Here is a 12,818-nt window from a genome sequence, read left to right on the forward strand (position 1 = left end):
AACCGTGGTGGCGGCTTCAACCGCGATGACCGTGGCGGCCGTTCGTTCGAGCGTCGTGACGACAACCGCGGCGGTGGCTTCAGCCGTGACGACCGTGGCGGCCGTTCCTTCGAGCGCCGCGACGAGCGTGGCGGTCACCGGGGCAGCGACCGTCCCTTCAACCGCGACCGTCAGGGCGACCGTCCCGCGGGCGGTGGCTTCCGCTCCGGCCACGACCGTCCGACCGGCCGCCGTGACGACCACCGCGCCACCGGTGCCGGTTCGTTCCGCCGCGACGAGAAGCCGCGCTGGAAGCGCAACGGCTGACGCAGCCTGACGTGAACCGTCGAGGGCCCGTACGACTTCGGTCGTACGGGCCCTTCGCGTAGCCGGGGCCTTTCGCGCCGCCCGGATCCCCGCTGACCTGCCGACGGGTCCGCAGGGGCCTTTTCCGGCCAATATGGCGCTCCTCCCGGCGCATGTCATGCCCCCGGCGAGGGAATCGCTGGGTGCATGACAGATGACGCCAGAGTGACTGGGCTGTCGGACGAAGAGCGGCTGGCCCAGCTCGGCTACACGCAGGTTCTCGCTCGCCGCATGTCGGCGTTCTCCAACTACGCGGTCTCCTTCACGATCATCTCGGTCCTGTCGGGCTGCCTGACGTTGTATCAGTTCGGCATGAACACCGGTGGCCCCGCCGTCATCACCTGGGGCTGGGTCGCGGTCGGGCTCATGACGCTGTTCGTCGGGCTCGCGATGGCCGAGATCTGTTCGGCCTACCCGACGTCCGCCGGGCTGTACTTCTGGGCCCACCGGCTCGCCCCGGAGCGCAGCAGGGCCGCCTGGGCGTGGTTCACCGGCTGGTTCAACGTCCTCGGCCAGGTCGCGGTGACCGCCGGCATCGACTTCGGCGCGGCGCTGTTCCTCGGCGCCTACCTGAACCTCCAGTTCGACTTCGGGGTGACGCCGGGCCGCACGATCCTGCTGTTCACCGCGATCCTGATCCTGCACGGTCTCCTCAACACCTTCGGTGTGGGGATCGTCGCCCTGCTCAACAGCATCAGCGTGTGGTGGCACGTCGTCGGCGTCGCCGTCATCGTCGGCGCGCTGACCTTCGCGCCGGACCACCACCAGTCGGCGGACTTCGTGTTCACGGAGTTCGTCAACAACACCGGCTGGGGCAGCGGGGTCTACGTCGTCCTCGTCGGACTCCTCATGGCCCAGTACACGTTCACCGGGTACGACGCCTCCGCCCATATGACGGAGGAGACCCACGACGCCTCCACGGCCGGGCCGAAGGGCATCGTGCGCTCCATCTGGACCTCGTGGATCGCCGGATTCGTCCTGCTCCTCGGCTTCACCTTCGCCATCCAGTCCTACGACAAGGAGCTGGGCTCGGCGACGGGCGCGCCGCCGGCGCAGATCCTGCTGGACGCCCTCGGCGCGACGGCCGGCAAGCTCCTGCTGCTCGTCGTGATCGGCGCGCAGCTCTTCTGCGGCATGGCGTCCGTGACCGCCAACAGCCGCATGATCTACGCCTTCTCGCGGGACGGCGCGCTGCCGTTCTCCTCGGTGTGGCACACGGTGCACCCGCGCACGCGGACCCCCGTGGCGGCGGTCTGGCTGGCCGCGGGAGGCGCCCTGGTGCTCGGCCTGCCGTACCTGATCAACTACGCGGCCTACGCGGCCGTGACGTCGATCGCGGTGATCGGTCTCTACGTCGCGTACGTCATCCCGACCCTGCTGCGGGTGCGCAAGGGTGACGCCTTCGAGCGCGGGCCCTGGCATCTGGGCCGCTGGTCCCGGCCGGTGGGCGTGATCGCGGTCGCCTGGGTGGCCGTCATCACGGTCCTGTTCATGCTGCCGCAGGTCTCCCCGGTCACCTGGGAGACGTTCAACTACGCCCCGGTCGCCGTCCTCGTCGTCCTCGGCTTCGCCGCGGCCTGGTGGCTGGCCTCGGCCCGTCACTGGTTCCTCAACCCCGAGCACCAGCGCACGATCGCCCGGGAGGCCGCCCGCAAGGGTGCACCCGAACCGGTCGATCCCTGACCTTGCGGGCCCCCGGCGTGGCCGGGTCACCGATACCCGATCGGAGTCCCGGCCACGTCCCGCTATGCTCGGGGATGCATCGGCGCGGGCCGGTGTGCCGTGCTCGTGTTTTCCGGCGCGGGGACCCTTAGCTCAATTGGCAGAGCAGTGGACTTTTAATCCATTGGTTGTGGGTTCGAGTCCCACAGGGTCTACGGAAGAGCCCCCGGTTCAGAGGTGATCTGAACCGGGGGCTCGTTTCGTTCCGGCGGGTGTCAGCCCGCGGAGAGTCCCGCGCGTTCCGTGAGTTCCACCAGCGGCAGGGTGTGCTGGGTCTGGAGGACCTTGGCGCGCAGGTAGCGGACGTTGTGGGCGGTGGTGAACACGCCTGTCGGGACGCGGTGGGAGACCGTGATGCCGAGTCCGCGGAGCTGTTCGGCCTTGTCCGGGTTGTTGGAGAGCAGGTCCAGGGAGTCGATGCCGAGGGCCTGGAGCATCTGGGCGGCCGCCGTGTAGTCGCGGTCGTCCTCGGGCAGGCCGAGGGCCGCGTTGGCGGCGTAGGTGTCGAGGCCCTGGTCCTGGAGGGCGTAGGCGTCGAGCTTGTTGTAGAGGCCGATGCCGCGGCCTTCCTGGCGCAGGTAGAGCAGGACTCCGCCGCGTTCCGCGATCTGCTCCACCGCCTCACGCAGCTGGGGTCCGCAGTCGCAGCGGGCCGAGCCGAACACGTCGCCGGTCAGGCATTCGGAGTGCAGGCGCACCAGCGGGGTCGCGCCGGGCTCGCCGAGGACGACGGCCAGGTGTTCCTTGCCGTCGTCGAGGCCGTGGAAGGTGACGAGTTCGGCGTCGACGGAGTAGCCGTCGCCGAAGCGCAGGGGTACGCGGACGCGGGTGCGCACGGTGGCGGTGGGGTGGTCGCGCATGGTGTCTCTCCGTCCGGCGGGTTCGTACCGGCTGTGCTTCAGATTTGAAGCACAGCCTCGGAACGAGACCCTACATCTGCTTAAAACTTCAAGCAACGGGGTTCGTGTTCCCGTGGCGGCCTCACGAGGAGCAGGAGCGGCGCCGCCACGGCAGATCGTCCCCGGCGGCCTGGGGATCCTCGCTCTGGATGGCCCGGGTGATGGTTCCGCAGATCTCCTCCAGCTGCCCGACCTGCTCCGGGGTCAGATGGTCGAAGACCGCCGTCCGTACCGTCTCGACGTGCCCGGGCGCCACCCGCTCCAGGAGGGTCATGCCCTCGTCGGTGAGGACGGCCATGTGCCCGCGCTTGTCGGTGGGGCACCCCTCGCGGCGCACCGTGCCGTCCTTCTCCAGCCGCGCCACCGCGTACGTCAGCCGGCTGCGGGTGATCTTCAGTGCCTCGGCGAGGTCGGTCATCCGCAGCCGCCGGTCCGGCGCCTCCGACAGCCGGGACAGGATGGAGTAGTAAAGGTGGGGCATCCCCGCCTCCGCCTGCAGCCGGCGGTCGATGGCGTCCGCCAGGAGGGAGGTCGCGGAGATGTACGAGCGCCAGGCGCGCTGTTCGGCGGCGGAGAGCCAGCGGGTCGTCATGAGCCCAGTCTAGGTATTGTTTAAAACTTGAACCACTGCGCCCGGACTCCCGCGCGCGTGCGACCGGAGGATGCGTCCCGATGCCCCGTCCCTACGTCCTGCTGTCCGCCGCCGTCTCCCTGGACGGCTTCCTGGACGACACCGGCCCCGAGCGGCTGCTGCTCTCGGGCCCGGCCGACTTCGACCGGGTCGACGAGGTGCGGGCGTCCAGCGACGCGATCCTGGTGGGCGCCGGCACGCTGCGCACGGACAACCCGCGGCTCCTGGTCAACTCCGCCGAACGGCGTGCGGCCCGCGTCGCCGGCGGCCGCCCCGCGTACCCGCTGAAGGTCACCGTCAGCGGCTCCGGCGACCTCGACCCGGGCGCGCAGTTCTGGCACACCGGCGGTGAGAAGGTCGTCTACACGACGGACGAGGGCGCGCCGAGGGCCGCCGCCGCGCTGAACGGCCTCGTCGGCGTCGACGTCGTTCCGACCGGTCCCGCACTCGACTGGCGGGTGCTGCTGGAACACCTTCACGACGTACGGGGGGTGCGCCGCCTCATGGTCGAAGGGGGCGGCAAGGTCCACACCCAGCTCGTGCGCGAGCAGCTCGCCGACGAACTCCAGCTCGCCGTCGCGCCCCTGTTCGTCGGGCAGCCGGACGCGCCGCGGCTGTTCGGGACCGGGGCGTACCCCCCGGGACGGATGCGGCTGGTGGAGACCCGGCCCGTCGGCGACGTCGTACTCATCCGCTACGTCCCCACCGCGCCCGGCACCGGCCCGCTCGCCTCCGCGGCGGACCGGCGGTGGCTGGAGCTCGCCTGCGAACTGGCCGACCTGTGCCCGCCCTCGAAGACCGCGTTCAGCGTGGGGGCCGTGGTGGTCGCCGCCGACGGGACCGAGCTGGCCCGGGGCCACTCCCGGGAGGGCGGCGATCCCGTGGTGCACGCCGAGGAGGCCGCCCTCGCCAAGCTCGACCCGGCCGACCCCCGGCTGGCCACCGCCACCGTCTACAGCAGCCTGGAACCGTGCGCCCACCGTGCCTCCCGGCCCGCGCCGTGCGCCCGGCTCATCCTCGACGCCGGGGTGCGGCGGATCGTCACCGCCTGGCGCGAGCCCGACACCTTCGTCACGGACGCCGACGGGAACGGGCTCCTCGCCGCCGCGGGCGCCGAGGTCGTCGTCCTCCCCGAGTACGCGGAAGCCGCCGAGGCCCCCAACCGGCACCTGGCGGCCCGCTAGGCGGCGGGTGCCCGCGCCACCGGAGGGGCGGGTTTAAAGGGGTGTGCTTCGGGTCCCGCGGATGGCGTACACTTATCTCAACGACGCGGGGTGGAGCAGCTCGGTAGCTCGCTGGGCTCATAACCCAGAGGTCGCAGGTTCAAATCCTGTCCCCGCTACTGAAGGCCAAGGGCCGGAACTCGGATTCACGAGTTCCGGCCCTTGGTGTTTGTCCCCCCGGCTCTCCGGCCGGCTCCGCCCCGGTGCCACGGACGGGCCCCGCTCGCCCGGTCGGGCCACACAGGTCGCCCGCCGCCCCCGGACCGGTTCTTCTGGACAGGTGGGGCAGCCAGGAGGTGAACGGCGGACCGAAGGGCTCCGTGACCGGGCCGACCGGCCGTCCCGCGGCGTTCGCGGGTCCGGGAGCCTCCCGCCGCCCGGTCCCGGGGAAGCGGAATCGCGCAGGATCGTGTGGGCGCGCACCTTCGCACGGACCCTGCCCCTGCTGCTCGTCGCCGCCGGGATCGTCTACGACTGGTTCACCCCGTCGGAATACACCGCGACCCCCCTTTTCGCGGCCGCGCCCCTGGTCGCCGCCCCCCTCCACTCGCTGCGCGGCACCGTCCTCGCAGGCCTCCTCGCCGTCGGCGCGGTTCTCGTGGTCCACGGCGTGCTCGGCATCGTCCTGCAGGTCGACGCGGTCACCGAGGTCGTCACGGTGACGACGGCCGCCGTCCTCGCCGTCCTCATCAACACCGTCGTGCGGCGCGGCGACGAACGGCTCGCCACCGTCCGGGAGATCGCCGAGTTCGCGCAGCGCGCCGTGCTGCCCGAGCCCGAGCCGCGGATCGCCGGGCTCGAGGTCGCGGCCCGGTACGAGGCGGCGCAGGAGGACGCGTTCATCGGCGGGGACCTCTACGCCGTGCAGGACTCCCCGTACGGCGTACGGCTCGTCGTCGGGGACGTACGGGGCAAGGGGATGAACGCGGTCGCCACCGTCGCGACGGTGGTCGGCGCGTTCCGGGAGGCGGCCGAGCAGGAGCCGGCCCTGGAGGGCGTCGCGGAGCGCCTGGAGCGGGCGCTGACGCGCTCGGGCACCCGGCGCGACGGCGTCGACGCGGTCGAGGGGTTCACCACCGCCGTCCTCGCCGAGATCCCGCCCGGCGCGGACCGGGTGCGCGTCGTCAACCGCGGTCATCCGCCGCCCCTGCTGCTGCATCCCGACGGGACGCTCGCCGTCCTCTCCGCCGCCTCCTTCGCGCTGCCCCTCGGGATGAGCGACCTGGGAGGCCGGCCCGCCCCGACGGTGCGGGACCGGTTCCCGCGCGGGGCGACGCTGCTCCTGCACACCGACGGGCTGTCCGAGGCCCGTGACGCCCGGGGGGAGTTCTTCGACCCGGCACGCTGGCTGGCCGGGCGGGTCTTCTCCTGCCCCGAGGCCCTGCTCACCGCCCTTTCCGAAGCGGTCCGCCGGCACACGGGCGGCGTGCTCACGGACGACATGGCGCTGCTCGCCGTCCGGCGTCACGAACAGTGATCGGACTGTATCCCTCCGCATAACGACTGACGTACCGTCAGGGAAATCCGTGCAAGTGGCACCGGGTCAACTCGCCCGTTTTTCATCGTTCATGACCCCAAAGTCCTGGCCAAGAGCCGTTAATGATCAGTCGGAACAGCTTGGAATTCGGCGCCCGGGTCTATTAACGTTCGATAACGCAGCGCGGTCGTCACAACCGTCACAAGAGACGGCTCCGTGCGCACGCGCCGAATCCCGTCAGGGAACCGGGGAACCAACTCGTGGGGTGAATCGGGCGTATTCCGCCGTGGAAGCACGGTGGCCGTACGCGCGTAGGAGACCTTCCTGCTCCGAACCCGTCAGCTAACCCGGTAGGCGGCAAGGAAGGAAAGGAGTGCGCCCACGTGGCGTCCAACCGGCCCGCTCAGCCAACCTCGTTCGCGCCGAACGAAACCCACACCTTCGGCTACGGCAAGGACGAGGGACCCTGGGAGGAGTGGAACCCCACCGCGGATTCCCTCGCTCCCGTCCGCGGCCGGCACCGCACGGGCAAGCAGCGCGGCGGAGGACTCGCCCGCAGCTCCACGGTCCTCGGCGTCGGTGTCATAGCCGCCGTCGGCGGAGGCGGCATCGCCAGCGCCGCCCCGGGCAAGGCCCCCGTCTCCATCTCGCTGCCGGACCTGTCGTCGGTGACCGAGTCGGCCAAGGCCCTCATCTCGGACGGCGGATCCAGCGCTCCCAAGGGCTCCACGACTCCGCTCACCAACGCCGGTCTGACCACCTCCGACACGGCCCAGGGCAGCACCGACGCCGGTGAGGCGCTGCGCGACCGCATCATGGCGCAGGCCCAGTCGCAGCAGAACCAGGCCGACACCGCCACGCAGAAGGCCGCCCAGACCGCCGCCGCGCAGAAGGCCGTGAAGCTCGCCGCCGCCCAGCAGGACGAGGCCGAGGCCAAGGAAGCCGCTGCGAAGGAGAAGGCGGAGGAGGCGGCCAAGCAGAAGGCCGAGGCCGAGCGCCTCGCCGAGCTCGCCAAGAGCTACGCGCTGCCGACGTCCTCGTACACGCTGACCTCGACCTTCGGTGAGGCCGGCTCCATGTGGTCCTCCGGCTACCACACCGGACTCGACTTCGCGGCGCCCACCGGCACGCTGCTCAAGGCGATCCACAGCGGCACCGTCACCGAGGCCGGCTGGGCCGGATCGTACGGCTACCGCACGATCCTCACCCTCGACGACGGCACGGAGCTCTGGTACTGCCACCAGTCGTCCATCAGCGTCAGCGTGGGCCAGAAGGTCGCCACGGGTGATGTCATCGGACGCGTGGGCGCGACCGGCAACGTCACCGGCCCGCACCTGCACCTCGAAGTGCACCCCGGCGGCGCCGCCACCGGCATCGACCCGATGGCATGGCTCCAGAGCAAGGGCCTCAACCCCTGATCCCCGAACTCCGGCAGCCCTGACGTCAACCCCCCCCGGCGTCAGGGCTGTCGGCCGTCCGGGCGCGGACGGCGGCACGCCCCGGGCCCGGTGATTGTGGAATACATCGATCCGATGCGGGCGTTGAGCCCGTACATGACTTCTCTTCGCAAGCTCGGTTCGTCCGACCTCGAGGTCTTCCCGCTCTCCCTCGGGGGCAACGTCTTCGGCTGGACGGCCGACGAGACCCGGTCCTTCGCCGTGCTCGACGCCTACGCCGCCGCCGGCGGCAACTTCCTCGACACGGCCGACTCCTACTCGGCCTGGGTCGAGGGCAACGAGGGCGGCGAGTCCGAGACCGTCATCGGCAGATGGCTGAAGAGCCGCGGCAACCGCGCGGACATCGTGGTCGCCACCAAGGTCAGCCAGCACCCCGCCTTCCCGGGGCTGTCCGGTGCCAACATCAAGGCCGCGGCCGACGCGTCGCTGCGCCGCCTGGGCACCGACCACATCGACCTCTACTACACGCACTTCGACAAGCCGGAGGTGCCGGTCGAGGAGATCGTCGGCGCCCTCGACGAACTCGTGAAGGCCGGCAAGGTTCGGCACATCGCCGCCTCCAACATCTCCCCGGAGCGGCTGCGGGAGTCCCTGGAGTTCTCCGACCGCGAGGGCCTCGCCCGCTATGTCGCCCTCCAGCCGCACTACAACCTCGTCTCGCGCGACACCTACGAGGGCGCCCTGCTGGAGGTCGCGTCCCAGGCCGGTCTGGCGGCCGTCCCGTACTTCGCGCTCGCCGCCGGTTTCCTCACCGGCAAGTACCGCCCCGGCACCACGGTCGACTCGCCCCGGGCGGCCGGCGCGGCCAAGCACCTCGGCACGGACCGCGGACCGCGGGTCCTCGCCGCCCTCGACGAGATCGCGGCGGCCCACGACACCGCCGTCGCGACGGTCGCCCTCGCCTGGCTGGCCGCACAGCCGACGGTCGCCGCGCCGATCGCCTCCGCCCGCACGGTGGAACAGCTCCCGGCCCTGCTCGGCGTCGCGGACCTGGTGCTGAGCGACGAGGAACTGACGCGCCTGTCGCGGGCGTCGGCGTAACAGCCGGACCGTCGGCGGGCGGCACCGGTGAGTTCCCCCGGTGCCGCCCGCCGGACACGGCCTAGGAGCGGTACGGGTTGTACGCCGGATACGGGGCCGGCGCGGACGCCTGGGCCGGCCACCCGTAGGGCCGCGCGGGCGGGGCGACGTGCTGCCCGTACCGCTGGGGCTGCCAGGGCGGCGGCACGGGCAGCGGCGCCGTGGCGCGGGCCGCGTAGGCGAGGGCCGGGCGGGCGATCTCCCGGCGGCGCCACAGCTGCTCCAGCAACTCGCGCTCCCGTACGACGAAGTCGGCGCCCGCACGGCCCCGGCGCCCCCGGTGGCGCAGGAACGCCAGTGAGGTCGCGTATGCCTCGTACTCCGCCACCGAGCGCGCCGCGCCCTTGCCGAAGTGGTGGCCCGCGTAGTCGCGCGCGAGGCGCCGCGCCCGCATCGAGCCGAGGGCCCACGGATCGGCCGGGCCCAGCCAGCCGGCGGCGGTGTACACGGGCAGTTCGGCGCGGACGGTCCGCAGCTCGCGCTGCCGCGTCCAGACGACGAGCCAGGTCAGCAGCCCGAACGCGGGCACCATGAACGCCGCGTACACCCCGAAGAACCCGAACCGGCCGAAGCCCGAGGAGCCGTTCCAGAGCGCGTGCATGCCCATCGCGAGCAGCAGTCCGGTCAGCGGGATCAGCACCCGGCGCACATGCTGGCGTTCGGCGGACAGCGCCGCGACACCGAAGCCGATGCCGGTCAGCACGGTGAACAGGGGGTGCGCGAACGGCGACATCACCACACGGACGAAGAACGTCGCCGCCGTGACGGAGGCGAGCCCGCTCTCCCCGCTGAGCTGGTCGGTGCCGAACGCGGTGCCGAGATAGAGGATGTTCTCGGTGAAGGCGAAGCCGGTGGCGGTAACCCCGGCGATGACGACACCGTCGACGATCCCGGTGAAGTCCCGTCTGCGGAAGAGGAAGACGAGCAGGACGGCCGCCGCCTTCGCCGACTCCTCGACGACGGGCGCTATGACGGTCGCGCCGAGCGTGTCGGCGCCGGAGGGATCCGCGGTCGTCATGGCGATCCAGCGGGTCGCGAAGCTGTTGGCGACGATCGCTATGAGCGCCGCCGCGCAGGCGCCCCAGGCGAACGAGAAGAACAGGTTGCGCCAGGGGCCCGGTTCGACCCGGTCCAGCCACCGGAAGGCGGCTATGAGCAGCGGCACCGGGAACACGGCCAGCCCGAGGCCGACCAGGAAGCCCTCCGTCCCGGTCTGTTCGCGCACGAGGGCGAGGATCACCAGGCCCGACAGCGCGAGCAGGGTGATCAGCGCTCCGTAGCGCACCCAGCCGCGCTGCCACCAGTGCGGATGTCGCGGCGCGGGTCCGGCGGGGGCGCCGGGCCGGTTCGGATACGGCGGATGGATGGCCACGGCATTGACCCTAACGAGGGAGGGCGTGGCCCGCGACGGCAACCTGCGTCACCGGAAGGTCCCGGCGGACGTCGGGGGGTGTGTGCGGGTCAGACGCCCGGGGCGTGCTGGTCTCGGTGCTGTACGCGCCGGAAGAGGAGGTCGTTCACCACATGACCCTTGTCCAGTCCCTGGCCCTCGAAACGGGTCAGCGGCCGGAACTCCGGACGCGGCGCGAAACCGCCGTCCGGCACGGTGTTCTCGAAGGCGGGGTGCGCGCTCAGCACGTCGAGCATCTGCTCGGCGTACGGCTCCCAGTCCGTGGCGCAGTGCACGACCGCGCCCGGCGCGAGACGGGTCGCGGCGAGATCCAGGAACTCCGGCTGGATCAGCCGCCGCTTGTGGTGGCGCTTCTTGGGCCACGGGTCGGGGAAGTAGACGCGCAGGCCGCTCAGCGAGGCGGGCGGCAGCATCTCGCGGAGCAGGATGATCGCGTCGCCGTTGGCCACGCGGACGTTGGTCAGGCTGTTGCGCTCGGCGAGGTTGAGCAGGTTGCCCTGTCCCGGGGTGTGCACGTCCACGGCGAGGATCCCGGTCCCCTGGTCCTCGGCCGCCATCTGCGCGGTGGCCTCTCCCATGCCGAAGCCGATCTCCAGCACGACGGGGATGTCCGCCCCGAACAGCTCCGCCAGGTCGAGCGTGCGCCGTCCGTCGATGTCCAGACCCCACTTGGGCCACAGTCGCTGCAGCGCGTCGGCCTGTCCGGTCGTCACCCGGCTCCGGCGCGGCTGGAAACTCCGGATCCGCCGCTCGAAGTGCGAGCCGGCGGGGTCGGCCTGCGGACCGTCGGGGAAGCGGGGCTCGCCCTGGGCGCGGCGGTGACGCGGCGAGCCGTCCTCGGCGGAGGCGGGCCGGGTCTCTTCGGTGGAGTCGAGGAAATCAGACACAGTGCGACCGATTTTACGGGCGCGCCGCCGGGGCCCGTCCCGTCCCGGCCCGTCCGTCCCGGTCGGCCGGCCTTGTCCGACCTGGCCGGCCTGTCCGACCTGGCAGGTCCGTACGGGCCGGTCCGGCCGTCGTGGGGGTGGGAAGGTCCGGCGGTCGGCCCGCGCCCCCGGCGGTGGGGGCGGCGTATGCCGACGGGAGGTGGGCCGGCGTGTGCCGACGGGCGGCAGACCGGCGTGCGAGGCGGGCGGTTCGTCCGGTCCGCCCGTCTGTCCGGTCCGCCCGTCTGTCCGGTCAGGTCCGTCCTGGCCGGTCTGTCGCGGCCGGTCCGGTCGGTGGCGGGGCGGCTCGTCCCGGCGATGGTCCGTCCGTCCCGACGGCCCGTCCCCGCTGTGGGACGAGTCTCGCTCGTGGCGGGTGGCGCCGGGGCGGGCCGGGCGCGGAGGTTCAGGTCGCCGCCAGGGACGCCAGTGCTCGGCGGGCGACCTCGCGGCCGATCGGGAGGGACGCGGTGGCCGCGGGGGACGGCGCGTTCAGCACGTGCACGGTCCTCGGGCCCTCCTTGATCAGGAAGTCGTCGACCAGGGTGCCGTCCCGCAGGACCGCCTGGGCGCGGACACCGGCGGGGGCGGGGACCAGGTCCTCCGGGTTCACCGCGGGCAGCAGCCGCCGCACCGCCTCCGTGAACGCCGCCTTCGACACCGACCGGCGCAGCTCCCCGGCTCCGTAGCGCCAGTGCCGCCGGGCTATCCGCCAGGAGCCCGGCCAGGACAGCGTCCCGCCCAGTTCCCGGGGCCGGACGACTCCCCAGTCGTATCCCTCGCGGGCGAGCGCGGGCACCGCGTTGGGGCCGATGTGGACACCGCCGTCGATGCCCCGGGTGAGATGGACGCCGAGGAACGGGAACGCGGGATCCGGAACCGGATACACCAGGCCCCGCACCAGCTCCGGCCGCGCCAGCGTGTAGTACTCGCCACGGAAGGGGACGATCCGCATCCCGGGGTCGTCGCCGGTGAGCCGGGCCGTCTCGTCGCAGTGCAGCCCCGCGCAGTTGACGAGCACCCGTCCGCGGACGATCGTCCCGTCGGCCGTGCGCACGGCGACACCGCGGTCGGGGCGGCGGTCGGCGCGCACGACCCGCGCCCCGTACCGGATGTCCGCCCCGGAGGCCTCCGCGAGCCGGCGGGCCACCGCCACGTAGTCGCAGATGCCCGTGGTGCCGACGTGGATGGCGGCGAGGCCGCGGACCTCCGGTTCGTACTCGGTGAGCTGGGAGGGGCCCAGCTCCTTGACCGGGATGCCGTTCTCCCGGCCGCGCTGCACCAGGCCGTGCAGCCGGGGCAGCTCCGACTTGTCCGTCGCGACGATCAGCTTGCCGGTGACGGCGTGCGCGATGTCGTACTCCGCGCAGAACTTGACCATCTCGGCGGCGCCCTGGACCGCGTACCGCGCCTTCAGGGAGCCGGGGCGGTAGTAGATCCCGCTGTGGATCACCCCGCTGTTGCGGCCGGTCTGGTGCCGGGCAGGTCCCGGCTCCTTCTCCAGCACCGTCACCCGGGTGCCCGGTGCCGCCCGTGTGATGGCATACGCCGTCGACAGACCGACGATCCCCCCGCCGATCACCATCACATCGCAGTCGTACGCGCTCCGCATCCGCACCACCTCCCGGCCTCGATAGTGCACTGCGC

At 72.2% G+C, this 12,818-nt stretch carries 10 protein-coding genes, 2 tRNA genes, 1 pseudogene and 1 riboswitch; of the genes and pseudogenes, 8 read left to right on the plus strand and 5 right to left on the minus strand.

The genetic code is table 11. The features are described from left to right. The 3 genes and pseudogenes from ACFYYF_RS38550 to ACFYYF_RS38560 all read left to right on the plus strand — a co-directional run. A pseudogene (locus ACFYYF_RS38550) lies at window positions 1-306 on the plus strand (RNA helicase); the annotation flags it as partial. A gap of 186 nt (window positions 307-492) precedes the next feature. After that, on the plus strand, window positions 493-2,028 hold the full coding sequence (locus tag ACFYYF_RS38555) for an amino acid permease (RefSeq protein WP_388783366.1): 1,536 nt from the start codon (window positions 493-495) through the stop codon (window positions 2,026-2,028). 121 nt (window positions 2,029-2,149) lie between these two features. Beyond that, a tRNA-Lys gene (locus ACFYYF_RS38560) sits at window positions 2,150-2,222 on the plus strand. 60 nt (window positions 2,223-2,282) lie between these two features. Here ACFYYF_RS38560 and ribA read toward each other — a convergent pair. Together ribA and ACFYYF_RS38570 are read right to left on the minus strand one after the other, a co-directional pair. Beyond that, window positions 2,283-2,927, minus strand: a complete 645-nt coding sequence (gene ribA / locus ACFYYF_RS38565; protein ID WP_361682701.1) for a GTP cyclohydrolase II — start codon at window positions 2,925-2,927, stop codon at window positions 2,283-2,285. A 121-nt stretch (window positions 2,928-3,048) separates the two neighbouring features. Beyond that, the gene (locus tag ACFYYF_RS38570; protein WP_388783370.1) at window positions 3,049-3,558 is read right to left on the minus strand and encodes a MarR family winged helix-turn-helix transcriptional regulator; all 510 of its coding nucleotides are present in this window, start codon (window positions 3,556-3,558) and stop codon (window positions 3,049-3,051) included. An 80-nt stretch (window positions 3,559-3,638) separates the two neighbouring features. On the opposite strand from ACFYYF_RS38570, the gene ACFYYF_RS38575 reads away from it, so the two are divergent. The 5 genes from ACFYYF_RS38575 to ACFYYF_RS38595 all read left to right on the plus strand — a co-directional run bounded on the left by ACFYYF_RS38575 (window position 3,639) and on the right by ACFYYF_RS38595 (window position 8,795). Beyond that, entirely contained in the window at window positions 3,639-4,781 is a 1,143-nt protein-coding gene (locus ACFYYF_RS38575; RefSeq protein ID WP_388783373.1) for a dihydrofolate reductase family protein, read from the plus strand. Between the two features lie 84 nt (window positions 4,782-4,865). Further along, a tRNA-Met gene (locus tag ACFYYF_RS38580) sits at window positions 4,866-4,939 on the plus strand. Window positions 4,940-5,229: 290 nt separating this feature from the next. Then, on the plus strand, window positions 5,230-6,297 hold the full coding sequence (locus ACFYYF_RS38585; protein ID WP_388783375.1) for a PP2C family protein-serine/threonine phosphatase: 1,068 nt from the start codon (window positions 5,230-5,232) through the stop codon (window positions 6,295-6,297). Between the two features lie 215 nt (window positions 6,298-6,512). Beyond that, window positions 6,513-6,669: riboswitch (cyclic di-AMP (ydaO/yuaA leader) on the plus strand. A gap of 11 nt (window positions 6,670-6,680) precedes the next feature. Beyond that, window positions 6,681-7,715, plus strand: coding sequence for a M23 family metallopeptidase (locus ACFYYF_RS38590; protein ID WP_361682693.1), 1,035 nt, complete (start codon window positions 6,681-6,683; stop codon window positions 7,713-7,715). A gap of 135 nt (window positions 7,716-7,850) precedes the next feature. Further along, window positions 7,851-8,795 (plus strand): aldo/keto reductase, encoded by a 945-nt coding sequence (locus ACFYYF_RS38595; RefSeq protein ID WP_361682691.1) that lies wholly within the window; start codon window positions 7,851-7,853, stop codon window positions 8,793-8,795. A 61-nt stretch (window positions 8,796-8,856) separates the two neighbouring features. Here the strand turns inward: ACFYYF_RS38595 and ACFYYF_RS38600 are convergent, their stop codons facing one another. The 3 genes from ACFYYF_RS38600 to lhgO form a co-directional block, all read right to left on the minus strand. Then, window positions 8,857-10,206 carry a PrsW family intramembrane metalloprotease gene (locus ACFYYF_RS38600; protein ID WP_388783380.1) on the minus strand — a complete coding sequence of 450 codons (1,350 nt, stop codon included), beginning with the start codon at window positions 10,204-10,206 and terminating at the stop codon, window positions 8,857-8,859. An 89-nt stretch (window positions 10,207-10,295) separates the two neighbouring features. After that, window positions 10,296-11,132, minus strand: a complete 837-nt coding sequence (gene trmB / locus ACFYYF_RS38605) for a tRNA (guanosine(46)-N7)-methyltransferase TrmB (protein WP_388783383.1) — start codon at window positions 11,130-11,132, stop codon at window positions 10,296-10,298. A gap of 445 nt (window positions 11,133-11,577) precedes the next feature. Then, window positions 11,578-12,783 (minus strand): L-2-hydroxyglutarate oxidase, encoded by a 1,206-nt coding sequence (lhgO, locus tag ACFYYF_RS38610; RefSeq protein WP_388783385.1) that lies wholly within the window; start codon window positions 12,781-12,783, stop codon window positions 11,578-11,580. Window positions 12,784-12,818: the final 35 nt, after the last annotated feature.

The organism is Streptomyces sp. NPDC001914 (genome assembly GCF_042891215.1).
In the GTDB taxonomy this organism is placed as follows: domain Bacteria; phylum Actinomycetota; class Actinomycetes; order Streptomycetales; family Streptomycetaceae; genus Streptomyces.

Coding starts and splice junctions, on each gene's coding strand:
- lhgO (WP_388783385.1), bottom strand. CDS start 12,783: ATGCGGAGCGCGTACGACTGCGATGTGATGGTGATCGGCGGGGGGATC.
- ACFYYF_RS38555 (WP_388783366.1), top strand. CDS start 493: ATGACAGATGACGCCAGAGTGACTGGGCTGTCGGACGAAGAGCGGCTG.
- ribA (WP_361682701.1), bottom strand. CDS start 2,927: ATGCGCGACCACCCCACCGCCACCGTGCGCACCCGCGTCCGCGTACCC.
- ACFYYF_RS38570 (WP_388783370.1), bottom strand. CDS start 3,558: ATGACGACCCGCTGGCTCTCCGCCGCCGAACAGCGCGCCTGGCGCTCG.
- ACFYYF_RS38575 (WP_388783373.1), top strand. CDS start 3,639: ATGCCCCGTCCCTACGTCCTGCTGTCCGCCGCCGTCTCCCTGGACGGC.
- ACFYYF_RS38595 (WP_361682691.1), top strand. CDS start 7,851: ATGACTTCTCTTCGCAAGCTCGGTTCGTCCGACCTCGAGGTCTTCCCG.